This is a genomic window from Streptomyces sp. NPDC092370 (assembly GCF_044755265.1).
In the GTDB taxonomy this organism is placed as follows: domain Bacteria; phylum Actinomycetota; class Actinomycetes; order Streptomycetales; family Streptomycetaceae; genus Streptomyces.
Genome location: NZ_JBIVQO010000002.1, coordinates 1,037,638 through 1,063,690, shown reverse-complemented (window position 1 = coordinate 1,063,690; position 26,053 = coordinate 1,037,638). Strand labels below are relative to the sequence as shown.

Annotated in this window: 18 protein-coding genes and 3 pseudogenes; 13 read left to right on the top strand and 8 right to left on the bottom strand. The window is 69.9% G+C overall.

The annotated features are described in order from the left end of the window. Nucleotides 1-912: RICIN domain-containing protein (locus tag ACIQHQ_RS11100; RefSeq protein ID WP_402611573.1), on the top strand; the 912-nt coding region annotated here is incomplete at its 5' end. Between the two features lie 491 nt (nt 913-1,403). After that, on the top strand, nt 1,404-2,828 hold the full coding sequence (locus ACIQHQ_RS11095; protein WP_402611650.1) for a family 43 glycosylhydrolase: 1,425 nt from the start codon (nt 1,404-1,406) through the stop codon (nt 2,826-2,828). 163 nt (nt 2,829-2,991) lie between these two features. On the opposite strand, the gene ACIQHQ_RS11090 is transcribed toward ACIQHQ_RS11095, so the two are convergent. After that, the gene (locus tag ACIQHQ_RS11090; RefSeq protein ID WP_402611648.1) at nt 2,992-3,186 is read right to left on the bottom strand and encodes a hypothetical protein; all 195 of its coding nucleotides are present in this window, start codon (nt 3,184-3,186) and stop codon (nt 2,992-2,994) included. Here ACIQHQ_RS11090 and ACIQHQ_RS11085 point away from each other — a divergent pair. Together ACIQHQ_RS11085 and ACIQHQ_RS11080 are read left to right on the top strand one after the other, a co-directional pair. Then, nucleotides 3,145-3,405: a hypothetical protein gene (locus tag ACIQHQ_RS11085; RefSeq protein WP_402611655.1), complete on the top strand. Its 261-nt coding sequence runs from the start codon at nt 3,145-3,147 to the stop codon at nt 3,403-3,405. The genes ACIQHQ_RS11090 and ACIQHQ_RS11085 overlap by 42 nt on opposite strands. 1,535 nt (nt 3,406-4,940) lie before the next feature. Next, nucleotides 4,941-7,076: an alpha-galactosidase gene (locus ACIQHQ_RS11080; protein ID WP_402611572.1), complete on the top strand. Its 2,136-nt coding sequence runs from the start codon at nt 4,941-4,943 to the stop codon at nt 7,074-7,076. Nucleotides 7,077-7,144: 68 nt separating this feature from the next. On the opposite strand, the pseudogene ACIQHQ_RS11075 reads toward ACIQHQ_RS11080, so the two are convergent. Next, nucleotides 7,145-7,432, bottom strand: a pseudogene (locus ACIQHQ_RS11075) (transposase); the annotation flags it as partial. Nucleotides 7,433-7,555: 123 nt separating this feature from the next. Between ACIQHQ_RS11075 and ACIQHQ_RS11070 the strand changes: the two are divergent. Continuing rightward, nucleotides 7,556-7,702, top strand: a pseudogene (locus tag ACIQHQ_RS11070) (endoglucanase); the annotation flags it as partial. A gap of 244 nt (nt 7,703-7,946) precedes the next feature. Next, the gene (locus tag ACIQHQ_RS11065) at nt 7,947-10,598 is read left to right on the top strand and encodes an RICIN domain-containing protein (protein WP_402611571.1); all 2,652 of its coding nucleotides are present in this window, start codon (nt 7,947-7,949) and stop codon (nt 10,596-10,598) included. On the opposite strand, the pseudogene ACIQHQ_RS11060 reads toward ACIQHQ_RS11065, so the two are convergent. The 3 genes and pseudogenes from ACIQHQ_RS11060 to ACIQHQ_RS11050 all read right to left on the bottom strand — a co-directional run. Further along, nucleotides 10,550-10,915: pseudogene (locus tag ACIQHQ_RS11060) on the bottom strand (RICIN domain-containing protein); the annotation flags it as partial. The gene ACIQHQ_RS11065 and the pseudogene ACIQHQ_RS11060 overlap by 49 nt on opposite strands. Nucleotides 10,916-11,072: 157 nt before the next feature. Continuing rightward, the gene (locus tag ACIQHQ_RS11055) at nt 11,073-11,348 is read right to left on the bottom strand and encodes a hypothetical protein (protein WP_402611570.1); all 276 of its coding nucleotides are present in this window, start codon (nt 11,346-11,348) and stop codon (nt 11,073-11,075) included. Beyond that, nucleotides 11,345-12,163: a phytanoyl-CoA dioxygenase family protein gene (locus ACIQHQ_RS11050; RefSeq protein ID WP_402611568.1), complete on the bottom strand. Its 819-nt coding sequence runs from the start codon at nt 12,161-12,163 to the stop codon at nt 11,345-11,347. Before ACIQHQ_RS11050 ends, ACIQHQ_RS11055 begins: the two co-directional genes overlap by 4 nt. A 73-nt stretch (nt 12,164-12,236) precedes the next feature. On the opposite strand from ACIQHQ_RS11050, the gene ACIQHQ_RS11045 reads away from it, so the two are divergent. The 4 genes from ACIQHQ_RS11045 to ACIQHQ_RS11030 all read left to right on the top strand — a co-directional run bounded on the left by ACIQHQ_RS11045 (nt 12,237) and on the right by ACIQHQ_RS11030 (nt 20,231). Continuing rightward, the gene (locus ACIQHQ_RS11045) at nt 12,237-13,067 is read left to right on the top strand and encodes a helix-turn-helix domain-containing protein (RefSeq protein WP_402611566.1); all 831 of its coding nucleotides are present in this window, start codon (nt 12,237-12,239) and stop codon (nt 13,065-13,067) included. Between the two features lie 219 nt (nt 13,068-13,286). Further along, a complete protein-coding gene (locus ACIQHQ_RS11040) occupies nt 13,287-14,630 on the top strand; it encodes a PHB depolymerase family esterase (RefSeq protein WP_402611565.1) in 1,344 nt (447 codons plus the stop codon). Nucleotides 14,631-14,791: 161 nt separating this feature from the next. Next, complete coding sequence (locus ACIQHQ_RS11035; protein ID WP_402611563.1) at nt 14,792-17,620, top strand: glycoside hydrolase family 2 TIM barrel-domain containing protein; 2,829 nt, start codon at nt 14,792-14,794, stop codon at nt 17,618-17,620. Nucleotides 17,621-17,918: 298 nt separating this feature from the next. Next, entirely contained in the window at nt 17,919-20,231 is a 2,313-nt protein-coding gene (locus ACIQHQ_RS11030; RefSeq protein ID WP_402611562.1) for an ATP-binding cassette domain-containing protein, read from the top strand. A 33-nt stretch (nt 20,232-20,264) separates the two neighbouring features. Here the strand turns inward: ACIQHQ_RS11030 and ACIQHQ_RS11025 are convergent, their stop codons facing one another. Continuing rightward, on the bottom strand, nt 20,265-21,026 hold the full coding sequence (locus ACIQHQ_RS11025) for a thioesterase II family protein (RefSeq protein WP_402611560.1): 762 nt from the start codon (nt 21,024-21,026) through the stop codon (nt 20,265-20,267). A 186-nt stretch (nt 21,027-21,212) separates the two neighbouring features. On the opposite strand from ACIQHQ_RS11025, the gene ACIQHQ_RS11020 reads away from it, so the two are divergent. The 3 genes from ACIQHQ_RS11020 to ACIQHQ_RS11010 all read left to right on the top strand — a co-directional run bounded on the left by ACIQHQ_RS11020 (nt 21,213) and on the right by ACIQHQ_RS11010 (nt 23,881). Beyond that, nucleotides 21,213-21,941, top strand: a complete 729-nt coding sequence (locus ACIQHQ_RS11020) for a DUF6875 domain-containing protein (RefSeq protein ID WP_402611559.1) — start codon at nt 21,213-21,215, stop codon at nt 21,939-21,941. Then, the gene (locus ACIQHQ_RS11015) at nt 21,919-22,779 is read left to right on the top strand and encodes a tryptophan 2,3-dioxygenase (RefSeq protein WP_402611558.1); all 861 of its coding nucleotides are present in this window, start codon (nt 21,919-21,921) and stop codon (nt 22,777-22,779) included. Before ACIQHQ_RS11020 ends, ACIQHQ_RS11015 begins: the two co-directional genes overlap by 23 nt. A 61-nt stretch (nt 22,780-22,840) precedes the next feature. Further along, entirely contained in the window at nt 22,841-23,881 is a 1,041-nt protein-coding gene (locus tag ACIQHQ_RS11010) for a methyltransferase (protein ID WP_402611557.1), read from the top strand. A 54-nt stretch (nt 23,882-23,935) separates the two neighbouring features. On the opposite strand, the gene ACIQHQ_RS11005 is transcribed toward ACIQHQ_RS11010, so the two are convergent. Further along, entirely contained in the window at nt 23,936-24,487 is a 552-nt protein-coding gene (locus ACIQHQ_RS11005) for an LmbU family transcriptional regulator (protein WP_402611556.1), read from the bottom strand. A 625-nt stretch (nt 24,488-25,112) separates the two neighbouring features. After that, nucleotides 25,113-25,994 carry a siderophore-interacting protein gene (locus ACIQHQ_RS11000; RefSeq protein WP_402611555.1) on the bottom strand — a complete coding sequence of 294 codons (882 nt, stop codon included), beginning with the start codon at nt 25,992-25,994 and terminating at the stop codon, nt 25,113-25,115. Nucleotides 25,995-26,053 lie beyond the last annotated feature (59 nt).

The following is a 26,053-nucleotide window of genomic DNA, read 5'->3' as shown; positions in this document are numbered from 1 at the left end:
GTCGGCAACGTCCTCGACGTCACCGCCCCGCTCGCCGCGCAGGCGGGTCCCGGACACTGGAACGACCCCGACATGCTGGTCGTCGGCCGCCCCGGCCTGTCACTGACCGAGTCCCGCTCCCACTTCGCCCTGTGGGCACTCATGAGTGCCCCGCTCATGGCCGGCAACGACATCCGCACCATGTCCGCCGACGTGAGCGCCATCCTGCGCAACCCGCGCCTGCTCGCGGTCAACCAGGACTCGCTGGGCGCGGGCGGACGCCGAGTCCGCGACGACGGCGACACCGAGGTGTTCGCCAAGCCCCTGTCCGACGGCTCCGTCGCGGTCGGCCTGTTCAACCGAGGCGGCAACACCGCGACCGTCACCACCACGGCCGCGCAAGTCGGCCTGTCCGGCGGCTCGTTCACCCTCACCGACCTGTGGACCGGCGGCACGTCGACTACCTCCGGGCAGATATCGGCCAGCGTCCCCGCGCACGGTGTCGCCGTGTTCAAGGTGACCGGCGGCAACCCCCTGGCCTCCACCACCGCACGCCTGCGCGGTACCGGCTCCGGCCGCTGCCTGGACGTGGACGGTGCCACCACGGCTGCCGGCTCCAAGACGCTGATCTGGGACTGCCACACGGCCGCCAACCAGCTGTGGACCACCTGGGCCGGCGGCGAGATCCGCGTCTACGGCGACAAGTGCCTGGACGCCTCCAACCAGGGCACCACCAATGGCACGCCGGTCGTCATCTGGCCCTGCAACGGCCAGAACAACCAGAAGTGGACCATCGGCTCCGACGGGTCGATCCGCAACGTCCACGCCGGGCTGTGCCTCGACGTCAACGGGGCCGGGACCGCCAACGGGACCCCGGTCATCCTGTGGACCTGCAACGGCCAGAACAACCAGAAGTGGACCAGGCTCCCGTAACAGGCAGACGTCCGGCCGGAAGAGCGCACTCCCACGACAGCGGACCAAGCTGCGGGACTGCCCCCTCCTGCACCGGGAGCGGGACTTCGAGCGCGCACGGCAGACCGTAGACCGTGGAGGAATCGGGCCTCTCCACGGTCTGCGCTGCGCCCCGGAAAGAGAACGGCCCTTACGGGGGCAAACAGGGCGCGTCAATACATCCGGATGGGGGCTGAGCATCCTGCCCGTGCATTGCGTGCCCAAGGGGAGGGCGCGCGGGGTGTCCGATACGGAGCAGCGCGAGCCTGACTTCTCGACGGCGGGAAGACGCTCCGGATATCTGTGTGAAAAGTGTTGACGGAGAGGGGTGCGGAACTTACTTTCTGGCCGAAGCCACGAACGACGTTCGATATGTCGACCATGATGTGAAGAGGCGTCCGCCGCACCACCAGTACCAGCACCAGAGGGAGTACTCCGTGAGACCTGCGCTCACCCGTCGAACGGTCCTCGGCATGATCGCCGGCTCGGCCGCCGCCACCGTCACCGGCGTCTCGACCGGTACCGCCCACGCCGCCGTCCCCACCTCCCCCGGTGTGACGTACACGAACAGCATCGCCGAGCAGCGGGCCGACCCGCACATCTTCAAACACACCGACGGTCTCTACTACTTCACCGCCACCGTCCCGGCGTACGACCGCATCGTGCTCCGCCGCGCCACCACGATCCAAGGGCTCACGTCTGCCGCCGAGACGACCATCTGGACGAAGCACTCCACCGGTGAGATGGGCGCCCACATCTGGGCTCCGGAGATCCACTTCATCGACGGCAAGTGGTACATCTACTTCGCTGCCGGTGCCGCCAACGACATCTGGCGGATCCGGCCCTATGTCCTGGAGTGCACGGCCGCGAACCCGATCACCGGCACCTGGACGGAGAAGGGCCGTATCGCCCTGCCGCTGGACACTTTCTCCCTGGACGCGACGACCTTCGTCGTCAACGGCACCCGCTACCTCGCCTGGGCGCAGAACGACCCGGCCGTCGGCCGCGGCACCAACATCTACGTGGCGCGGATGTCCAGCCCGTGGACCATCACCGGCACGCCGGTCATGATCAGCCGGCCGACCGCCTCGTGGGAGACCGCCGGAGGGGAGACGGTCAACGAGGGCCCGGCCGTGATCCAGCGGGGCGGCAAGGTCTTCATGACCTTCTCGGCCAGTGCCACCGACGCCAACTACTGCATGGGCATGCTGACCGCGTCCGCCTCGGCCGACCTGCTCAGCGCCTCGTCGTGGACCAAGAGCGCCGGCCCGGTCTTCGCCAGCTTCGCCGCCACCAGCCAGTACGGTCCCGGGCACAACCAGTTCACGGTGTCCGAGGACGGCAAGTCGGACATCCTCGTCTACCACGACCGCAGTTACAAGGACATCAGCGGTTCCCCGCTCAACGACCCCAACCGCCGCACCCGCGTGCAGAAGATCTACTGGAAGGCCGACGGCACGCCCGACTTCGGCATCCCGGTCGCCGACGGCGTCACCCCGGTCCGGCTCTCCTCCTACAACTTCCCCGACCGGTTCATCCGGCACTGGGAGTACCGAGCGAAGATCGAGGCGAACGTCGCGCCGCTGGCCGACTCGCAGTTCCGTGTGGTCACCGGTCTCGCCGGCAGCGGCACCGTCTCCTTGGAGTCGGCGAACTTCCCCGGCTACTTCCTGCGTCACAAGAACTCCGAGGCGTGGGTGGAAAAGAACGACGGGACGGCGCAGTTCGCGTCCGATGCCTCCTACACCGCCCGTGCCGGCCTCGCGGACTCCGCCGGAGTCTCGTACGAGTCGTACAACCTCCCGGGCCGCTACATCCGCCACTACAACTACCTGCTGTACGTCCAGGCTCTCAGTACGGCGACCGACCGGGCCGACGCCACCTTCTACACCCAGTGAGCAGGCAGCGCCCGCCCGTCACTTCCGCTCTGTCGTCCGGAGGGGGAAAGGCTCGACCGAGCGCAGGCGCTCCCTCAGCCACTGCTCGGTGTCGCTCACGTTCAGCAGTGCGGCGGCCTGGCTGAGGGCGGCATCCCGGGCGGACAGCGCGTTGGAGATCGCCTCATGCTCGGCCAGGGTGAGGCCGGCGGCCTTGTCGTCGACCAGACCGCGCCAGATGCGGGCGCGCAGAGTGCGGCCGAAGAGCCCTTTCAGGAGAGTGAGGAGGGATCTCGTTGCCCGTGGCCGAGACGACGGCGCGGTGGAAGGCGGCCTCATGGGCGTTGAGCCGGTCCACGTCGTCGCGGGCCGCACGCATGGCGTCCAGGTGCCGTTTCACTTCGGCGAGCTGACGTCGGAGATCCGGGTGGCGCACATCGCGCAGGGTCGTCGCCAGTGCGTTCGCCTCGGGCAGCAGGCCGACCACCTCGGTGAGCGCGTCCTCCACCTCGTCGTCCCCGACGCGTGTCTGCCCCGGGTGCGTCCCCGCCAGGCCGAGGGCGCCCACCACGCCGTCAGCGTGCCGGGGGAGCCGTAGGTCGGCCTGGCGGGCCGCCTCCGCGCCGCCCCGGACGGCCCACGGGCTGGGGCGGTAGTCGGGGTCGTAGGAGACGGTGGCGCCACGGCGGGGGGGGGGGGGCGCGCCCCCCCCCCCCCCCCCCCCCCCCCCCCCCCCCCCCCCCCCCCCCGGGGGGGGGCGGGGGGGGCGGGGGGGTGGCGCGGGGGTGTGGGGGGTGGGGGGGGGGGGGGGGGGGGGGGGGGGGGGGGGGGGGGGGGCGGGGGGGGGGGCGGGCCGCCCCCCCCCCCCCCCCCCGCCGTCCACCGTGGCGCGAGCCCGGATCAGTGTGCGGGGCGCTATGGGCCGGATGGTGACCACGTGCGGGTTGTGTGCGGAGCGGCCCGGTTCGGCGGAGACCTCGTCCAGGGATCTGGCGTAGCGGTCGGGCTCTCGCAGGCTGGCGGAGGAGAATCTGACGAGTGCCGCGTCGACGGCTCGGCACAGCGCCGGGAACCGGCTGCCCAGGGGCGTGTCGACCGGGACGAGGGCACTGCCGGCGATATGGGCCACCGCCTCGCGGGCGAGGTGGTTTGCCGATGGGGCATCACGGTGTTGAACACGCAGGTGCCGATGCGGAAGTGCTCGGCGAGCGTGCGCGCGTATGCGGCTTGCAGGGCGGCGGCCGCGGATGTCCGGTACTGCTTCGCCAGGCGCGGGCCTCGGTGCCGACGGCCGGGTCACGGAACGGCAGGTCGGTGGTGGGCGGCTCGGGGGATGGGGCGGCGGTACTCCTGAGAAGTCCCTTGCGGGAGGTCGACGGAGAAGGCGTGGGAAGCGTGGGCGACTGCGGAGCCGTGCGGCATACGGCTTCCGTCGAGCGCACGGTCAGGGAGTCGAAGCGCTTCGACGTTGCCTCGACGTCGAGTCATGCGTCGATCACAAGTCGCCCAGGCGTGGGGAGCCGCTCCTCCGGCGTCGGCGTCCCTCTCTGAGAGTTCGCCCAGAAGGCCAGTTCACAAGGGGTAAAGTCGCATGAAAGGCGGTGCGTACCCTCTCGCCCGGCTGCGCCGGTTATCGAAAATTGACCTTGGCGGTCCATTGTCACCCCCGGCAACACGGCCGTAGTCTCACCAGAGCGTCGAAGCGCATCGACTCAGGGGCTGCCGCCCTCCGGACACGAGACCGTCCGCCTGGGCGCCGGCACCTGGGACATCTACGAGTACACCTGGAGCAACGTCGGCCACACCCTCAGCTTCCTGGACAGGGGCAAGTCCGGCTGTGGTCCGGCAGCTTCACCCCGTTCTTCAACTACGCCCCGAAAAGGGGCTTCCACCAACGACCACTGCCTCAACAGCGTCATGGGCGGCTGGGAATTCGGGCCGGGCGACTACGGCTCGCTCCTGGGCGCCGCGGGCTTCTGGCGCCGCGCTGCCCTTGACCGTCACCGCGCCGCACACCACCCCGTCGAGTGCGCCGGCGAACACGGCCTGAACCGAGACACCGGCCCCACAGCCCACGAACTGCCGCCCGGGGGCCGCGCGGTCCCGTGCAGCCACCGACCTGGAAAGGACATCATGGAGAACGAACAGCGGAGCTTCTGCTGGGGTCACGACGCCCTGCATCTCGAGTTCGTCCTCGGCGACGACGGCAGCGTCCGCCTGACGCATCTCGGACTGCCCAACGAAGCGGGCAGCGCCCCCGGTGCGTCCCTGCCGCTGGTTGAGGTAACAGCCGCGGGACACGGCCGTGACTGGTCGGCCAGCCGTCTGATCGGGACCGCTCTCGGCGGGCGACTGCGCCACCGGGCCCACCGCGCGGCCCGCGACGGCGACTGGCACACGCTGACCGTGCATCTCCACGACCCGGAAACCGGGTTGGCGGCGGAGGTGAGCTACCGGTCGCCGGACGGCATCCCCGTGCTCCGCAGCGAAGTGATCCTGCGCAACGAAGGACAGACCACACTGCACCTGGAGTCGGTCAGCTCACTCACGGTGGGCTGCCTCACCCCGCAAGACCCGGCGGCCGTCGACGCCGCCGACCTGTTGTGGGCGGACAACGACTGGCTCGCCGAGTGCCGCTGGCAGCGGCAGCCGATGCGCCGGACCACACCCGGCGTCAGCGGACGCGTGCCATACGGGCACGGCAAGGCCGGCTTCGCCCTGAACGGTCAGGGCACCTGGTCCAGTTGCGGACACCTGCCCATGGGCGGACTGACGGACCGGAGTACCGGCCGCAGCTGGGTGTGGCAGATCGAGCACAACGGAGGGGGCTGGCGCTGGGAGTGCCAAGAACACGAACGGGCGGCCTACGCGGCACTGTTCGGGCCCACCGACGCCCACCACGGCTGGCGCCACCCCCTGGAACCCGGCGCCGCTTTCCGCACCGTACCCGCCGCCCTGTCCTTCAGCGCCGACGGCGGCCCCGACGCCGCGTTCGCCGCGCTGACCCGCTACCGCCGCGCCCACCGTCGCCCGCACGCCGACCACCGGCGTCTGCCCGTCATCTTCAACGACTACATGAACTGCCTGATGGGCGACCCCACCACCGACAAACTGCTGCCGCTGATCGACGCGGCGGCCGAGGCCGGCGCCGAGTACTTCGTCATCGACGCGGGCTGGTACGACGGTGACAACGGCGGCTGGTGGACCACCGTCGGTGCCTGGGAACCGGCCGCCTCCCGCTTCCCCGGCGAGAAGGGGATCCACGAGGTACTGGACCGCATCCGGGAGCGCGGCATGGTCCCCGGCCTGTGGCTGGAGCCCGAAGTCGTCGGCGTCGACAGCCCCATGGCCACGTCCCTGCCCGACGAGGCGTTCTTCCGCCGCGACGGCGTCCGCCTCACGGAGACCGGCCGGCACCACCTGGACCTGCGCCACCCGGCCGCCCGCGCCCACCTGGACCGGGTCGTGGACCGCCTGGTCGGCGAATGGGGCGTCGGCTATCTCAAGCTCGACCACAACATCGACCCCGGCTCCGGCACCAGCGCCCACCCCGGCGAGACCCCGGGCGCCGGTCTGCTCGGCCACAACCGGGCGCACCTCGACTGGCTCGACGGCATCCTGGACCGTCATCCGCACCTGGTAGTGGAGAACTGCGCCTCGGGCGGCATGCGTTGGGACCACGCCCTGCTGTCGCGGCTGCAACTGCAGTCCACCAGCGACCAACAGAACCTACAGCTCTACGCGCCCATCGCGGCCTCCGCACCCACCGCCGTCACCCCCGAGCAAGGCGCTGTGTGGGCCTATCCGCAGCCGGAGGACTCCCTCGACGAGGTCGCCTTCACCATGGCCGGCGCCCTCCTCGGCCGCATGCACCTCTCCGGCCACCTGCCGGAACTGGGGCCCGAGGCATACGCCCTGGTCAACGAGGCGGTCGCCGTGTACAAAGCCGTCCGCGCCGACCTGCCGGGGGCCGTGCCGTCCTGGCCGCTCGGCCTTCCCGGCTGGGACGACCCCTGGATCGCCCTGGCCCTGCACACTCCCGCCACCACGTACCTCACTGTCTGGCGCCGACCGGGCGGTCCGGCCACCACCACCCTCCGGCTGCCCGAACAGGCGGGCGGCCCGGCCCGAGCCGAGGTGCTGTACCCCGCCGCAGGTCAGGCCGTTGCCGTCTGGAACCCGGACACCGCCGACCTCACCGTGACCCTGCCCACCGCGCCCTCCGCGGCGCTGCTGCGCATCACCCGCACGGAGCCGGACGCTCCCTGAGCGGCGCCGTCCCTGCTGCCCACCCGACGAAAGGGCGACCAGGGTGCCGCCCGGAACCGGCCCGCCCGCTCCCCATGCGTCAGCTCCTTCGCCGACAACGACAGGACCATCTCGTCCACCCCGCCCGGTCCCGCGGCACAGCGATCTCGACCGGCCCCGACTTTGTGATCACCGTGTTGGAGCGGTGCCCGTTGCGGTAGTTCTCCCGGCCGCCCCGGGCCCGCTCACCGGGCTCGCGCCCCGGGTGATCGGTGAGTTCGCCACTCCAGGGCGGACTCCAGTACCCGTCTGGTCAGCCGCTGCAGCAGGCCGCCCCCGGTGAACTTCACCCCACGGGCCTGGGTCCGGGCCACCAGCTCGGCGACCGGCCGTCATCCACGGCGCTCGTCACACACACAACGGTCTCCCCGGCCTCGGTGTCACTCGGCATGTCAGTCGGCAACTGTCGCTTTTGGTCGGCGAGTTACAGCGCTCACCGTACAGACCACCAGCTGGGCGGAGGCGTCGAGATGCTCTTGTGGATCAAGTGTCCGGGTGAGGCCGACGGCAACTGCGGCGTGGGAGCCGGCTCCTCGGCCGGCCAGTTCCCCCCGGAGGTCACCTGCAAGGTGACCTCCGGCTACTGACCCGGGGCCGCTCGGGCGCGGTTCCGACGCCGGGTCAGGGGCGAGAGGAGCAGACCGCCAACTCCCGGAACTGCGTTGCCCAGAGGGTGATCAGTGCCTACCGCGCCACGAGGTGATCTGAAAAGAGTTCCCGGCTCGCGGCAACCTGTGCGGAACCTGTGACGACAAGGAAGCGGATCCGGCCAGTTCCGGGTCGGGATCCTGCCTTCCCCTGTTGAACAGTTTGCAAGGAGAACGCCTCCCCATGAACAACCCCACGAACGGCGGGCGCCGCGGGCGTCACCGCCGCGGCTGGACCGCGACCGGTCTGCTGCTCGGCGTGCCCGCCGTTCTCGTGCCGTATCTTCTGTTCGCGCAGGAGGACTCGCAGGCCGCGACGGTCGACGGCGATGCCTACTACCGGCTGGTTTCCGTGCGCAGTGGCAAGGTGCTGGATGTCAACAGCTTCTCCACCGCCGACGGCACCCGTATCCAGCAGTGGACCGACCAGAACACCGCCAACCAGCAGTGGAAGCTGAAGCCCAGCGGGGACGGCTACTACGAGCTGGTGAACCGCAACAGCGGCAAAGTGCTGGGTATAGCGGGCAATTCCCCCGCGCAGGGAGCTACGGCCGAGCAGCAGACCAACAGTTCCGCTACCTCGCAGGAGTGGCGGATCAGCAACGTGAGCGGTTCCGACGCCGTCACCTTCACCTCCCGCAGGAGCGGCCTGGTCCTGGACGTCTCCGGGGGTTCCTCGGCCCAGGGGGCGACGGTCGTGCAGTATCCGAGCCGGGGCACCACCAACCAGCAGTGGAAGCTGGTGAAGGTGGGCGCGACCCGGGCGGCCGGGGCCGGCAGCGGGCAGACCACGGCCGCGGCCGGACCGTATGTGTGGAAGAACGCCCAGGTGGTGGGCGGCGGTTACGTCACCGGGCTGGTGTTCAACCCGCGCGAGAAGGGTTTGCTGTACGCGCGTACCGACATGGGCGGCGCCTACCGGTGGGACACCGGGGCCGAGCAGTGGATCCCGCTGACCGACTGGATCGGCGAGAAGGACTGGAACCTGCTGGGCATCGACTCGGTGGCCACCGACCCCGTCGACCCCAAGCGGCTCTACCTCGGGGCGGGCACCTACACCAACGAGTGGGCGGGCAACGGCGCGATCCTGCGCTCCACCGACCGGGGCCGCACCTTCAAACGCACCGATCTGCCCTTCAAGGTGGGCGCCAACGAGGACGGCCGCGGCGCGGGCGAACGGCTCGCGATCAACCCCGCCGACAACGGCACCCTGCTGCTGGGCACCCGCAAGAACGGCCTGTGGCGCAGTGACGACCACGGCGTGACATGGCGGCAGGTCTCCTCGTTCCCCGTCAAGGACGGCGCGAGCAGTGGCGCCGGCGTCTCCTTCGTGACGTACGGCCCGGCCGGCAGCAAGACGATCTACGTCGGCGTCGCCGACAGGTCCACCTCCCTGTACCGGTCCACCGACGGCGGCGGCAGCTGGCAGGCCGTCTCCGGGCAGCCCACCGGCGAGCTGCCGCAGCACGGCGTGCTCTCCGGTGACGGCTCGCTGTACCTGACGTACACCAACAACCTCGGACCCAACGGCGTGACGGCGGGCTCGGTGTGGAAGTACACGCCGGACCGCGGGGCGTGGAAGAACATCTCCCCGTCCAAGGGCGACTACGGGTTCTCCGGTCTGGCCGTCGACCCGCGCAAGCCCTCCACGGTGATGGTCACCACCCTCGGCCGCTGGTGGCCTGAGGACGAGGTCTACCGCAGCACCGACGGCGGCACGACCTGGAAGGCGCTGGCCGACAAGTCGGTGCGCAGCGCCGCCGCCGCTCCCTACGTCGGCACCCACACCGGGCACTGGATGACGGCCCTGGCCATCGATCCCTTCAACTCCGGGCACGTGCTCTACGGCACCGGCAACGGCATCCTGCGAAGCAAGGACGCAGGCGCCTCCGACAGTGGCGGCACCAGCCACTGGAGCATGGGCGCCAGAGGGCTGGAGGAGACAGCGCTGCTGGACGCGATCGCCCCTCCCGGGGGCGCCACCGTCATCACCGCCATGGGCGACCAGGGCGGCTTCCGGCACGATTCCCTGACCAAGGTGCCCTCCGGGCGGCTGAAGAACCCGCTGATGACCAACAGCACCGACATCGACTTCGCCCAGTCCAAGCCCTCGATGATGGTCCGTGTCGGCCGTGGCGGCGCGCAGGACGGCGCCTACTCCACCGACGGCGGCAGCAGCTGGAACGGCTTCAAGGCGGAGCCGGTGGCCAGTGCCCAGGACGGGCATGTCGCGCTCGCGGCGGACGGCTCCACCATCGTCTGGACCCAGGCCGGTCAGGTCCCGTACCGCTCGACCGACAAGGGGGCAAGCTGGTCGAAGGTCAGCGGCCTGGGCAACGGCGCCGTGGTCGTCGCCGACCGCTCCTCCGCCAGGACTTTCTACTCGCTGTCCGGCGGCACGCTCTACGCCAGCACCGACGGCGGCGCGACCTTCACCGCCCGCGCCGGCAACCTGCCCGACGGCCGGCTCAAAGCCGTCCCCGGCATCGCCGGAGACCTGTGGATCGCCGGCAACACCAAGGGTCTCCTGCACTCCACCGACGGCGGCCGCACCTTCACCACGCTCAGGTCGGTGCAGTCCGCCTCCGCCCTCGGCTTCGGCAAGGCCAAGCCGGGCACCAGCTACCAGGCCCTGTACCTGATCGGCACCGTCAAGGACGTCACCGGCGTCTTCCGCTCCACCGACAAGGGCGCCACCTGGCTCCGCGTCAACGACGACGCCCACCAGTGGGGCGCCATCGGCGGCGTCGGCGTCATCACCGGCGACCCCGACACCTACGGCCGCGTCTACGTCGGCACCAACGGGCGCGGCCTCCAGTACGGCGACCCGTCCTGACCCACACACCCGAGCGGGGCCGCGGCCGTCATCGGCCGGCGGCCCCGCCACGGCGGAGGGACGTGGTCCGAGACGCAGTCCAGGAGTGCTTCGCGGCCGTCGACTTCTTCGAACAGCGCGGCCTCGGCTTCATCGTCGCGGTGCCGCGTCGCCTCACCCTGGCAGGGCGTGTCCAGCACCTTGCCCGAGTGCTGTGCCTTCAGCCGGTGGCAGCCGCCGCCCCGGGCCACGAACGGGAGCCGGAGGTTGGCCCCGTCGTGGCGGGCCCACTGATGGACGGCCGTCCCGTCGACGGTGCTCGCGCCGGACACGTCGAGCGCCTTGCCGCTGCGTTATATACATGCCCTTCATTCGTCGCACCATATGGTCGAAGCGCTTCGAATGTCACCGGGCTCCGCAATCTCTTTCTCGAGACGGTCTGCACGAGGGTGAGACAGATAAACGCAGGGAGTTCTGTCGAAGCGTTCACCTGCCTCAAAGATGAAGGCCGTCCTCCACCTTCTCGAAGAAGAACTCGTGCTTCAGGAAGGAGACGTCGTACTCGTGACCGGGCTGCGGGGGCAGCAGCTGGGAGGCCTGGAACAGACGCCACCCGTCCCGCAACGCGCCAAGCCCGGTGGAATAGGGCGGCTCGTCGCTGTCACCGGTCGTCGGACGGGTCCGGCCGGTCCCGTCGTAGCGTGACCAGCCCACGACGGGGGAGTCCAGCGCCGACGTCGCGAGATAGAGGACCAGGACCTGCTGCCTCATGCGTGACTCCTCAGGGCCGGCCGGTTGCTGACGCGCGTGACCCAGTAGTCGACGTCGAACGAGTCGTCTCCGGTCAGGGCCCGCCACAGCAGGACCCGGTTGTAGATCTCCAGTCGGGCCGTGGCCCACTCGTACCAGGGGAAGTGCGTGTTGAGTTCCGCGGTCACCGCAGGGTCGTGCAGGTCGGAGACGTCCCACAGACGTACCTGCGGCACGGTCGGGTTGAGGCGGAGTTTGTACATGTAGCGCCGGCCCGCGGTGTCGTTGCGGCGGCCACTGTGCCAGATGCCGTGATGCACGATGACGACCGTGCCCGCCGGGCAGGTCAGACGGGTCTGCCCCCGGAGGTTCTGGACGCGGCCGACGTCCGTCTCGTTGATCCTGCGCAGATGGCTACCGGGCACACTGAGGGTGCCGCCCATCTCGGCGGTCACCTCGTGCGGGTAGTACATGAGCTGGATGTCGAACGCATCGGGCCGCACGTCGATGATCGCGTCCCCGTGGAGCGGCTGCGCCTGTCCCTCGTGCGGCTCGCGCACATGCACCGCATGGTGGTCGACGGTCGGCTCGGGGCCTACCAGGCTCTCGACAGCGCCCGCGACGACCGGCAGCGCGAGCAGCTCGTGGACGAAGGTGTCCTGCGCGAACGCCCCGCGCAGCGGAGTGCCGTAGGGCACCGCAGGCAGGCCCTCGGTCAAGGCCGCGATGGCCCGTTCATTGATCTCCTGCGGCACCACCCCGTCCAGGCGCAGGAATCCCTGCCCGACGAAGCGCGCCACCTGAACAGATGTCAGGAGTTGCTTGCTGGTTGCCATGCGACGAAGGTAGGTGCCCAGTCCGGCTCGGTCGTGGGCTGAAATCGTCCAGTGCTGGTAATTTTCCGTCCTCGTGAAACACGTAACGCTGCGGCTCGACGAGGCGCCCACCGTGGTTGATGCCGGCATCGGGGTACACGGCGTCTCCACCGCCCACGATGTCTTCCGGCTGCCTGATCTGTGGCAGCTGCACCTCTACCACTACGACGGAGTTCTGTCTCTCGGGCAGTCGGTCCACCCCATACGTCCCGGTCACGTCAGCCTCGTGCCGCCGAACACGGAGGTGCACTTTCACTACCGGGGCAGGTCGGAACACTTCTACGTCCACCTGCGGCTGCACGAGGGCGGAACCACGCGGGTGGTGCCGGTGATGCAGGACGCCGCGGCCGAGAGCACCCACCTGGCCGACCTGCTCCGACGCGCTGTGACGGCCATGCCGATCTCTCCTCCACGAGCCACGGCCGAGGTCTGGACCGCTCTGTGGCGCGTCGCCGAGCTGCCGAAGGGCGAGGGAGCCGGGCGGCGCCACCCCTTCGTGGCCGCAGCCCAGGCCTACGTCGAGGAACACCTGGCAGGTCCGCTGTCCGTACCGGACGTCGCTCGCGCCGTCGGAATCTCCCACACACACCTGACACGCGTGTTCCGTGCGGAAACCGGCCTCACGGTCGTGTCGTACATCCGGCACCGACGCCTTCAGCGCGCCCGTCACCTTCTGCTGTCCTCCACCCTGCCCATCACCGCCGTCGCCGCGGCTGTGGGCATCGCCGACCTCCAGGCCTTCAACAAGGCCTGCCGCCGTGAACTCGGCGCGAGCCCGCGCGACGTACGTGCGGCTGCCGCGGTGGGGCTGGACGGCCGAGGCCCGCACCAGAGCCCCATCGAGACGGCACGTCGGTGCCGCTGACGGGGCCTCATGGCTCGGTGTGACCCAGCAGGTCCGTGTTGAAGCGCTTCACCAGACAACTCGAGTGAATGAGAATTCTCTGCTGAAACAGAGGAATGAAGGCGACCTTACCTTGCTTACCACCAGGCATTGACACCACGCCTAGGACAATGGAACCGTCGAAGCGCTTCACCAGCCGGTCATGTCCCGATCGCGCCGGATTCCAGGAAGGACACCTTCATGTCCCGGAAGTCCAAGAAGAGAAGCGTCACAGATGCACTGGTAGCCCTGCTGATGGCGATCTCGCCGCTGATCGCGGCGCTCGTCCTGACCGGCGCCTCGGCCACCACCGCGTCGGCCGCGTCACTGACCGAGGTGAGCAACTTCGGCAGCAACCCCGGCAACCTGCGGATGTACGTCTACAAGCCCGACAGCGCTCCGGCACGACCGGCGGTGGTGGTGGCGGTGCACTACTGCACCGGCACGGGGCCCACGTTCCACGCCAACACGGAGTTCGCCCGCCTGGCCGACCAGCACGGGTTCATCGTCGTCTACCCGGACGCGAACGTCAGCGGGCAGTGCTTCGACGTCTCCTCGCCCCAGGCGCTCAAGCACGACGGGGGCAGTGACCCCACGAGCATCGCCCAGATGGTCCGGTACACCCTGCAGAACATGAACGCCGACCCCGGCCGGGTCTACGTCACCGGCGCCTCGTCGGGCGCGATGACGACCAATGTCATGCTCGGCTCCTACCCCGACCTGTTCAAGGCCGGTGCGGCGTTCTCGGGCGTGCCGTTCGGCTGCTTCGCCACCACCAACGGCTCCGGCTGGAACACCGACTGCGCCACCGGCAAGATCAGCAAGACCCCGCAGGAGTGGGGCGACCTCGTCCGGAACGCCTACCCGGGGTACACCGGCCCGCGGCCGCGGATGCAGCTGTGGCACGGCACCGAGGACGACGCGCTGTACTACGCGAACTTCGGTGAAGAGATCAAGCAGTGGACCAATGTGCTGGGAGTGAGCCAGACCCCGGTCTTCACCGACTCCCCGCAGTCCAACTGGACCCGCACCCGCTACGGCTCCTCCGGCACGCAGGCACCGGTCGAGGCGAACAGCTTCCAGGGGGTCGGGCACTCCCTGCCCGAAAGCGGCATGGCGGCCCGGGCCATCGCCTTCTTCGGACTCGACGGCGGGAGTGGCGGGACCACCACAGGTCCGGTCCGCGGTTCCGGCAAGTGCCTGGACGTGCCCGGCTTTTCGCAGACCAACGGCACCCAGACGCACATCTGGGACTGTCACGGCGGCACCAACCAGACCTGGACCAGCACGTCGACCAAGCAGCTCACCGTCTACGGCGGCGCGAAGTGCCTCGACGCGACCGGCGCCACGGCCGGCGCCAATGTCGCGATATGGGACTGCAACGGCGGCACCAACCAGCAGTGGAACCGCAACTCCAACGGCACCGTCACCAGCGTCCAGTCAGGCCTGTGCCTGGACGTGACCGGTGGTTCCACCGCCAACGGCGCACTGGTCCAACTGTGGGACTGCAACGGCGGCAGCAACCAGCAGTGGCGCCTCGGCTGACACCCCCGCCCAGGACTGAGAGGGCTGCTGCCCTCCCTTCCCCGCCCGCGCACCGCGTGCAGACGCAGGCGCTTCGACGAACGGGTGCCGCCCCGGACCCGTCGACTACGCGCACGTCCCCGCCGTTCCCTCCCGATGGTTTTCTGAAGGCTGGAGATGTCATGCAATTGTCACGCCGTGGCGTTCTGATCCTGGGCGCAGCCGGCGCGGCCCTCGCCGGAGGCCTTCCCACGGGCTCGGCCCGGGCCGCCGAGGCCGAGACGGCCGACGGAACGGACGCCTCCACGCGCACCGAGCGCCTGTTCCTGTCCGGTGAGGACGCCGACAACCCGGTCGACTGGGACTTCCTGTGCACCAGCGGGCGGCGCAGCGGCAGTTGGGGCAGCATCCCGGTTCCGTCCAACTGGGAGTTCCACGGATACGGCACGTACAACTACGGGTGGAATCTGCGCCCGGAGGAGAAGGGCCGTTACCGACGCACCTTCACGCCGCCCGCCCACTGGCGTGACAGACGCGTCTTCCTCGTCTTCGAGGGGTCGATGACCGAGACCGAGGCGTGGATCAACGGCGAGCCGGCCGGGCCCGTCCACCGCGGCGGCTTCTACCGGTTCCGGCACGAGGTGACCGGAAAGCTGCGTCCGGGGCAGGACAACCTCCTGGAGGTGACCGTCAGCAAGGAGTCCACCGACGACTCCGTCAACCGGGCCGAACGCCTCGGGGACTACTGGAACTTCGGCGGCATCTACCGCCCCGTCCATCTCGAGGCGTTCCCACTCCAGCACATCGAACGCATCGCCGTCGACGCCCGCGCCGACGGCACGCTGCGAATCGACGCCCATCTGTCGGGCACCGGTTCCGCCGACCGTCTCGTCGCCCGGGTCACCGACCTCTCCGGGCGCCCGGTCGGCGCCCCGTTCACCGCGGCCGTCGCTCCCGGCGCCACGACGGTGACCCTCAGGACCACTGTCGACTCCCCCCGGCAGTGGACGGCTGAGACCCCGCACCTCTACCGCGTCGAGGTCGCGCTCCGCTCCGGCGACCGCCGCACCGTCCACCGCGTCGACGAGCGATTCGGCTTCCGCACCGTCGAGGTGCGCCCCGGCGACGGCGTGTACGTCAACGGCGTCAGGATCCTCCTCAAAGGAGCCAACCGGCACACCATCTGGCCCACGTCCGGCCGGGCGACCAGCGCCCGCATCAGCCGCAAGGACATCCTCCTGATGCGGGAGATGAACATGAACGCGGTCCGGATGGCCCACTACCCGCCGGACCCGCACTTCCTCGACCTCGCCGACGAACTCGGGCTGTACGTGCTCGACGAGCTGGCCGGCTGGCAGAAGTCCTACGACGAGGCGGCGGGCAGGCCCCTCGTCGCCTCGATGGTCACCCGTGACGTCAACCACCCGTCGATCCTGTTCTGGTGCAACGGCAACGAGGGCGGCTGGAACACCGCCCTCGACGACGACTACGCCCGCCACGACCCCCAGCAACGCACCGTTCTCCACCCCTGGGCGAACTTCGGCGGCATCAACACCGACCACTACGAGACGTACGCCAGCACACGCCGCATCCTCCAGGAACAGGGCGACGTCTTCATGCCCACCGAGTTCCTCCACGGCCTCTACGACGGCGGCGCCGGCGCGGGGCTCGACGACTACTGGAAGCTGATGGGCCGCGAACGGCTCTCGGCCGGAGGCTTCCTGTGGTCTTTGGTCGACGAGGGCATCGTGCGGGACGACCTCGGCGGCGCCATCGATGTGGCGGGCAACGCCGCGCCCGACGGCATCCTCGGCCCCTTCCGCGAGAAGGAGGCCAGCTTCTACACGATCAGAGACATCTGGTCTCCCGTACAACTCGCCGAGCCGGAGCGGTTCACCTCCGGCCTGCCGGACGACTTCGGCGGACGGATCGGCCTCACCAACCACTACGCCTTCACCAACACCCGCACCTGCCGGTTCACTTGGCGGCTCCTGGACTTCCGCACCCCGGCCCAGCGGCGGGACGGCCACACGGTGCGGGCCCAGGGCACTGCCTCCGCTCCCGACATCGAGCCCGGCGCGCAAGGAACGCTGCGGCTGCCCCTGCCGTCCGGCTGGCGACGCGCCGACGCCATGGCGCTCATCGTCACCGATGCCGACGGCCGCGAGATCCGCCGCTGGACATGGACCATCGCCTCCGCCGCCGACCAGGCCCGACGACTGGTACGGACGGGCCCGGGACCGGCCGTACGCGGCCGGCTCGCGGACGACAGGCTCACCCTCGCGTCCCGCCACACCACGGTCACGCTCGACGCCACGACGGGCATGCTGGCCGGCGTCACCCACCGAGGGACGGACTTCGCGCTGTCCCGCGGCCCGCTGCCCACCACCGGAACGGCCGACCTCACCCGCCTGACACACGGGCCCGGCAGCTACGCCTACACGGTGCGGGCCGAGTACTCCGGCGTACTGCGCCACGTCCGGTGGCGTCTGTACCCCAGCGGCTGGCTGCGGTTGGACTACCGCTACCACCTCACCGGCGAGCACGACCTCTTCGGCGTGGGCTTCGACCATCCCGAATCGCAGGTGACCGGCGTGACATGGCTCGGCCACGGACCCCACAGGGTGTGGAAGAACCGGCTGCGCGGCGTCGCGACGGACGTCTGGACGAAGCAGTACAACGACACCGCGACCGGTGCCGACGGCTGGGTGTACCCGGAGTTCAAGGGCTACCACGCGGACGTCCGCTGGGCGTCCCTGCACACCACCGCCGGACGCATCACCATGGTCTGCGAGGATGAGAACCTCTACCTTCGCCTCTTCACCCCCCGGTTCGGCCCCGACCCCCGCCATACCGCGCCCCCCTCCCCGAAGGGAGACCTGTCGTTCCTCGACGCCATCCCGGCGATCGGCACCAAGTTCGACGCACCGTCCGCGCTCGGCCCCAGCGGCGGCCCCACCACGGCAACGGGAGACTACGGTCGAACCCTGTACTTCTCGTTCTCCCAGTAGCGCCTCCACCCCCTCGCCGACGCCGCCCCATGCGGCCGCCCCCTGCCGACCGGCGCTGCACACGGGCCCTGGCCCGGACTTTTCCGGGACTCGCTGAGGCCGACCTCTCAGGCGCTCGACCGGCTCCACTCGGCGGGACGCGATCCACCTGGCCGTTGTGGTTTCACCTGCCGACAAGCGGTCCCGGCGCCTCACCAACCCACCGCTGGGCGGGCGCTTCTAAGACCTGGTTAGATCGGTCGGGCGAACGGGGGATGAGGACGTGACGGCCGCCCGGGCGTGAGAGAGGGAGACAGGAATGAGCATGGCCGCGAGGACGGACAGGACGTCGAGCGCGCCGCGTCGTATCGCCGACAGCCACGACATGATCCGCGTGCAGGGCGCGCGGGTGAACAACCTCAAGGACGTCAGCGTCCAGATCCCGAAGCGGCGGCTGACGGTGCTGACCGGCGTCTCCGGATCCGGTAAGAGTTCGCTGGTGTTCGACACGATCGCCGCGGAGTCGCAGCGGCTGATCAACGAGACGTACAGCGCCTTCTTACAGACCTTCATGCCGACGCTGGCGCGGCCTGAGGTCGACGTGCTGGAAGGGCTGACCACGGCGATCATCGTCGACCAGGAGCGGTTGGGCGCCAATGTCCGCTCCACCGTCGGCACCGCGACCGACGCCAACGCCGTGCTGCGGATCCTCTTCAGCCGGCTCGGCGAGCCGAGCGCCGGGCCTGCGTTCCACTACAGCTTCAACCAGCCTGCCGGCGCGTGCCCCCGGTGCGAGGGCACGGGCCATGTGACCGACCTCGATCTGACGCAGTTCTACGACGACAGCAAGTCGCTCAACGAGGGCGCGATCACCGTCCCCGGCTACAAGGTGGGCAGCTGGTTCGTGCGGATCTTCGCCGGGTCGGGTTTCGTCGACCCCGACAAGCCGGTCCGCGACTACACCGAGACGGAACTGCACGACTTCCTGCACCGCGAGCCGACCAAGGTGAAGGTCGACGGCATCAACGTCACCTACGAGGGACTGATCCCCAAGGTGCGCAGGTCGGTGCTGGCCAAGGACAAGGACGGGTTGCAGCCGCACGTCCGGGCGTTCGTGGAGCGGGCCGTCACATTCGTCATCTGCCCCGACTGCGACGGGACCCGGCTGGGCGAGGCGGCCCGGGCGTCCAGGATCAAGGGGATCAGCATCGCCGACGCGTGCGCGATGGAGGTCCGGGACCTGACCGCGTGGGTGCGCGGGCTGGACGAACCGTCAGTCGCACCCCTGCTGGCGACACTGCGGCAGACCCTCGACTCGTTCGTCGAGATCGGGCTCGGCTATCTGTCGCTGGAGCGGCCCGCGGGCACACTGTCGGGCGGTGAGGCGCAGCGCGTGAAGATGGTGCGCCATCTCGGTTCCTCGCTCACCGACGTCACCTATGTCTTCGACGAGCCCAGCACGGGTCTGCACCCCCATGACATCCAGCGGATGAACGGCCTGCTGCTGCGGCTGCGGGACAAGGGCAACACCGTGCTCGTGGTGGAGCACAAGCCCGAAGTCGTCGCCATCGCCGACCATGTGATCGACCTGGGACCCGGCGCCGGGACGGCCGGTGGCTCCGTCTGCTTCGAGGGCACCGTCGAAGGGCTGCGGACCAGCGGGACGCTGACCGGCCGTCACTTCGGCGACCGGACGTCGCTGAAGGAGTCGGTGCGCAAGCCGGACGGTGCGCTGGAGATCCGCGGGGCGCGGGCGAACAACCTCCAGGGTGTCGACGTCGACGTCCCGCTCGGGGTGCTGACCGTGGTGACCGGGGTCGCCGGGTCCGGAAAGAGTTCGCTGCTGCACGGGTCGATCCCGGCGGGCGCGGGCGTGGTGTCGGTCGACCAGGCGCCCATCCGCGGCTCGCGGCGCAGCAACCCGGCCACCTACACCGGTCTGCTGGAGCCGATCCGCAAGGCCTTCGCCAAGGCCAACGGCGTCAAGCCCGCCCTGTTCAGCGCCAACTCCGAGGGCGCCTGCCCCACCTGCAACGGCGCCGGGGTGATCTACACCGACCTGGCGATGATGGCCGGAGTCGCCACCACCTGCGAGGAGTGCGGGGGCAGGCGGTTTCAGGCCGCGGTGCTGGAGTACCGGCTCGGCGGGCGGGACATCAGCGAGGTGCTGGCGATGCCAGTCAAAGAAGCGGAGGAGTTCTTCCGCGCCGGTGAGGCGCGCGTCCCCGCCGCCCATGCCATCCTCGGCCGGCTCGCGGACGTCGGGCTCGGCTATCTGACCCTGGGCCAGCCGCTCACCACGCTCTCCGGCGGTGAGCGGCAGCGGCTGAAACTGGCCACGCACATGGCGGACAAGGGCGGGATCTATGTCCTGGACGAGCCGACCACGGGTCTGCACCTCGCCGACGTCGAGCAGTTGCTCGGGCTGCTGGACCGGCTGGTCGACTCCGGCAAGTCGGTCATCGTCATCGAGCACCACCAGGCGGTGATGGCGCACGCGGACTGGATCATCGACCTCGGCCCCGGCGCCGGCCACGACGGCGGCCGTATCGTCTTCGAGGGCACCCCGGCCGACCTCGTCGCCGCCCGCTCCACCCTCACCGGCGAGCACCTGGCCGCCTTCGGCGCCTGATACGGCGGCGCCCCGTGCGTGCCGCCGTCGGCATCAGCGACGGTCCGCCGTGGGGGAGGGGGCGAGGTGTCTGCGCAGGATCTCGCACACGCGGTCCCGCTGGGTGTCCAGGAAGAAGTGGTCGCCGGGCAGTTCGTGGAACGCGAAGTCGTGGCGGGTGAGGCGGGACCAGGCGGCCGCCTCCGAGGGCCGTACGTTCGGGTCGCCGGTACCGGTGAGGGTCACGATCGGGCAGTCGAGGGTGGGCTCGTCGCTCCGTCGGTACGTCTCGATGGCCCGGTAGTCGGCCCGAATCGCGGGCAGCAGGACGCCGAGCAGTTCACGGTCGGCGAGGATGGCCGGATCCGTCGCGCCCAGGCGCTCCAGTTCCGCGGCCAGCAGGTCGTCGGGCAGGGAATGGACTCCGCGGTCGCGGCGGGCCGCGGGAGTGCTCTGGCCGGAGACGAAGAAGGTCCGCAGCCGGTGGCCGCGGGTCTGGAGCCGGAGCGCCACCTCGTAGGCCACGGCGGCTCCCATGCTGTGCCCGAAGAAGGACAGGGGCTGGTACAGGAGCGGACGCACCGCGTCGGCCACACGGTCGGCCAGCTCGCCGACCGTGTCGACGAGCCGCTCCCGGAAGCGTTCTTGTCGGCCCGGGTACTGCACGGCGAGGATGTCGACGTCCGGAGCGAGCGCCGCCGCCAGCGGACGGTAGTAGGCCGCGGTGCCGCCGGCGTGAGGGAAGCACAGGAGTCGCGCGGGCGCGGCAGGCGCGAGACCGAAGCCGCGGATCCAGGAATCGACCGGGAAGAGCACGTGTTCTCCGAGGTGTTTCGGGGCATGGTGGGCATCGCATTTACATGATTGCGGCCGGGGCATTCCGTGTCCCGCCGGCGGGACACTCGACTGAATTTCCGCTCGCCAGGCCGGGGGCGTGCCCGGCCGCGCCTCCCTTGATGCGTCTTTCCGCCCGCCGATATGGTTTCGCGAGCCAATAAGTCGGTGCAGGGCACGTCGGCGAACGCCTGCGCTCATTTCTTGATGGTGCCGTCGGAGGGGAAATCGACGATAATGTCAATCGATGTGTTGGCAGTCGACGTGGGGAAAGCCCTCGACAGCGTCGACGAATGGCTGAATTCCTATATCACCCAGCCCCATGAGCAACTCGGCCGGCCCGGCGCGGTGTGTCCGTTCGTGGCGCCCGCCCGGCGGGTTCACGCCGTCGAGACGGCGGTGCGGCTGGTGGGTCCCGTCGCCAGTCTGTCGTTGATCAAAGAGGTCATCCGCTGCGGTCTGGACGAGTTCGAGCAGTTCGACTGGCGGACGTCGAACCCGACCCTGCGGTCGCTGCTCATCGTGCTGCCGGATCTGCCGCCCGATGCGTTCGTGCTGCTCGACGAGGCGCACGCGCAGGTCAAGACCGAGAGCGTGGAACGCGGCCTGATGATCGGCCAGTTCCATCCGGACTGTGACGAACCAGCGGCCCGCAACCCGGCCTTCAAGGTCAGCCGGTCACCCGTCCCGCTGGTCGCGGTGCGGGCGATGGCGGTGCACGACATCCTGTTCCTCGGTGAGCGGGCGGACTGGTTCGCCGAGTACCACCGCCGCTTCGGCGAGCGGTACCGGTCCCGGCCGCACGGCATCGCCCCCCTGCTGACGACGCTGTACCACAAGGCCCTGACCCTGCACGGACCCGGAGGGACGCCGGATGACCGCCGCGCGACCGGGTGACGGGCAGGACGGCGCGGTGGTGACGGGCTGCCCCTACGGCGGGGCGGCTGACGCGCCCCCGACGGCGTACGCCGAGTACGCGGAGATGGACGCACTCCTCGCGTTGCAGCATCCCCGCACGGCGGCGGCCACGGAGCCCGGCTTCATCATCATGAGCCAGGTCATGGAACTCCTCTTCAAGCTGCTGCACATCGAATTCACGACGGCCCGGGACCGGCTGGCCGACGACGACGTGGACGCCGCGTTGTGGGCGTTGCGCCGGGCCGCTCGGGTGCAGCAGGTGGCCTTGTCGTCGTGGGATTTCTTCAGCGCGATGACGCCCGGGGAATTCGCCGAGTTCCGCGAGGTGCTGGGCACGGCCTCGGGCTTCCAGTCCGCCTCGTACCGGCGGCTGGAATTCCTGCTCGGGAACAAGAATCCGCGCATGGTGCTGCCGCACCGAGACGCATCGAGCCATGAGGCGGTGTCCCGGCAACTGCACGAGCCGAGCCTCTACGACAGCGCGCTGGCCCTGCTGCACCGCCGCGGCCTTCCGGTCGCGGACGCCGTGCTGGCGCGCCCGTACGAGGCGCCGTACGAACCCCACGACAGTGTCGAGCGGGCCTGGCGCGAGGTGTACGAGAACAGCGCCGCCAACCGGCCGTTGTTCCTCCTCGCAGAAGCGCTGACCGATGTCGCCGACTCCTTCGCCCGATGGCGCTACACCCACCTGACGGTGGTCCAGCGCGTACTCGGGGGCAAACCCGGCACGGGCGGCACGGACGGTGTGTCGTGGCTGGAGCGGATCAGTGGGCACCGGTTCTTCCCGGAGCTGTGGTCCGTGCGGTCGCTCCTGTAGGCGGGCTGCCCGCCACATCCTGCTGTCACCCATCGATCACCGACCCCACGAGGGAGCCCATATGGCCAAGGCCGGCCCCGTCGACCACGAAGACCTGACCCGGATCCTCTTCGGCGCCTCCGCCTTCCACCTGCTGCACGCCGGCTGCGAACTCGGCCTGTTCACCCGGCTGTACGAGGAGGGGCCGCTGACCGCGGAGCAGGTGTGCGCCACGCTGAAGCTGGAACCACGGGCGGCGCAGATCCTGCTGCTGGGCACGACCTCGCTCGGTCTGACCGTCCGCCACAATCGCCGCTATCACAACGCCGAGCTGATCGACTCGATGCTCTCCGACGACACCTGGAGCATCATCGAGGACATCGTGCGATTCGAGGACCGGATCGCGATGCCGGCCGCCGCCGACCTGGTGGAGGCGCTGCGGCAGAACACCAACGTCGGCCTGCGCCGCATCCCGGGCGAGGGCGGCGACCTGTACCACCGGCTGGCGTCCCAGCCGGAACTGGAGGCGCTGTTCTACCGCTGCATGCGCTCGTGGTCGCGCCTGTCCAACCCGGTCCTGGTGGACCGGGCCGATCTGAGCGGGGTGTCCCGGGTGCTGGACGTCGGCGGTGGCGACGGGGTGAACGCGATCGCCCTGGCGGAGGCGAACCCGGAGACCTCCTTCACGGTGGTCGACATGCCCGGCGCGCTCGACATCGCGAGCCGGAAAATCGCCGAGCACGGTCTGGACGGCCGTATCTCCGTACGGGCGGGGGACATCTTCGCCGACGAATTCCCGTCGGGGCACGACTGCGTGTTGTTCGCCAACCAGCTCGTCATCTGGTCGCCCGAGCAGAACGCGGCCCTGCTGCGCAAGGCGTTCGACTGCCTGCCGCCGGGCGGGCAGGTGCTCATCTTCAACGCGTTCTCCGACGACACAGAGGACGGGCCGCTGTACGCCGCGCTCGACAACGTCTACTTCGCCACGCTGCCGGCGCCGGACAGCACCCTTTACCACTGGGGGCAGTACGAGGAGTGGCTGCGCGGAGCCGGGTTCCAGCAGGTCGAACGGCTGCCGGGCGAGACGTGGACGCCGCACGGAGTGCTGCGCGCCTGGAAGTAGGGCACACGAGGGCGGGGAGACAGGCGGGCGCCTGCCTCCCCGCCCTGGCGGGTGTCACCCGGGAAGGCTGGCCAGCGCTGCCTCGTCGAGAGCCCGGAGCACCCACTGCTCGAACTTGTCACCGGAGAGTTCGGCAGCCTTGCGCCACCGCTGCACCCGCTCGGCCGGGGCGCTGAGCTTGGGCAGGTAGTCCTTCGGCGGTTCGCCCTTGCCGTCGCTCTGCCGATGGGAGCGGATGTTGCGGCGCAGTTCGTTGCGTGACCAGTTGAACTCGTCAGCCAGGTCGAGCCACTTGTCCTGCTCGCAGGGCGGCAGCGAACTCACCTCGGCGTGGTGCTGGAAGCTCAGCGTCTCACGCCGGCGGCTCAGTTCGAACTTGCGGGCGACCCACGCGTAGTTGCGCAGCGTCTGGTAGTCGAGGCCGCAGGCCTCGATCGCCCGTAGATACCGGTCGGAGAACTCCTCCTGCCCGTACACCAGCCAGTCGCCGAGGCACCAGGACGAGGAGTCGACGATGCGTGAGATCTGTGAACCGGCATGCTGCCAGCGTTCGAATGTGAGGGCGGCGGGGATCTTCAGTCCGACGCGTGTCGTGAGGACGTCCATGCCTTGCTGTCCTCTGTCGGTTCCGTACCTCCGAAGGGGCGCGCTGGTACGCGGGCGGTTTCGCTGAGCGCGGTCCACGGAGTGCTGCATACGAACCTCTCTTCCGGCGTCGGTGATGCCTCTGGGCGTGCAGAGGCCGCATGGTTGAGGTGATTCGGCGACGGGCGCGGCGAAGCGCTGGTGGGCGGATGCCGACCGCGACCGTGCGCTGGAGCGGCCGAGCGCTGAACAGCGGTCGGCGTTTTCGGTGAGTTTTCGCGATGGCAGCTGTAAAGGGGGCGTGGAGAGGTCGAAGCCCGCCCGCTGCGAAACGCGCGCTAAAGCGCGCGATATGTTGGATGGGTCTGATTGCCCGCGATGATCAACATCAAAGGAAACACCCCCGTTGAAATAGCGGCGAGCCGAGAACCCGCGTCGCCGCCCGGCCGGCGCCGCCAACTGGCTTTGCCACGCACATATTATCGGATCAATGCCGACGATGGGGGTGAGCGTAGCAAGAAGTTCCGCTCTCCCGCAGGGGGCGTTGATCGGTTGGCTTGATAGTGATTCACGGTCTTGACCGCGCCGGCAAACGAACGACCGGGACGCGCCGGCGGACGGCGCGTCCCGGTCGGGGAACGGCGGGTCAGGAGGCCTGGGCCTGCGCCTCCGCGAGGCGCTCCTGCGCCTCCGCGAGGTCCTCCGCGGTAGGGGCGTCGTCCTGGGTGAGCTTCAGGCGCCAGTAGCCGGAGAACTCGATCCGGCTCTTCGGCATGCCGCGGTCGTCCACCAGGTGCCGCCGCATCCGGCGCACCAGACCGGCTTCGCCGGCGATCCAGGCGAACCCCTCGCCGTCGGGCAGCGCGGCCTCCCGCAGCGCGTCGGCCAGCGCCTCGCTGTGTCCCGGCTCGGTCGTGCCGCGGTGCAGCCACGTCGTGGTCAGATCGGCCTCGGTACGCAGCGGCTGCTCGTCGGCCGAGTCCTGGACCTCGACGAACGCCAGCGCCCGCTTGCCGGGCGGCAGGCTCTCGACGATCGTCGCCATCCCGGGGACGGCGGCGTCGTCACCGGCCAGCAGCACCCAGTCGGCTTCCGCGAGTGACGCGGACAGCGGCTTGGGGCGCGCGAAGTAGTCGCTGGGCCCGAACACGCCGAGGCAGTCGCCCTCCGCGGCGTCCATCGCCCACCGTGTGGCCGGTCCGGCGTGCCGGTGCAGGACGAAGTCGAACGTGAGGGAGTTCGTCGCCGGGTCGTGCGCGCGGATCGTGTAGCTGCGCATCCACGGCCGCTCGTCCTCCGGGATGGTGCTGAACGCCTGGTACCACGTCGTGAGGTCGGTGGTCTCGGTGACCTCGGGCAGAACCGGCCGGGGCTGGCCGGGGCGGGGAAAGTAGAGCTTGACCTGTTGGTCGGGTTCGGTGAGGGAAAAGCCCCGGACATCGTCGCCGGTGAGAGTGATGCGTGCCATGTGTGGGGTGATCTGCTCTGTCCGGCTGACGTGCAGGAGCCAGATCGGCAAGCTGTTCATGGATTCCTTCGCGCGATAGGGGCGGATGGCGAGGGGGCGTCGCCCGGCCGGTGCCGCCG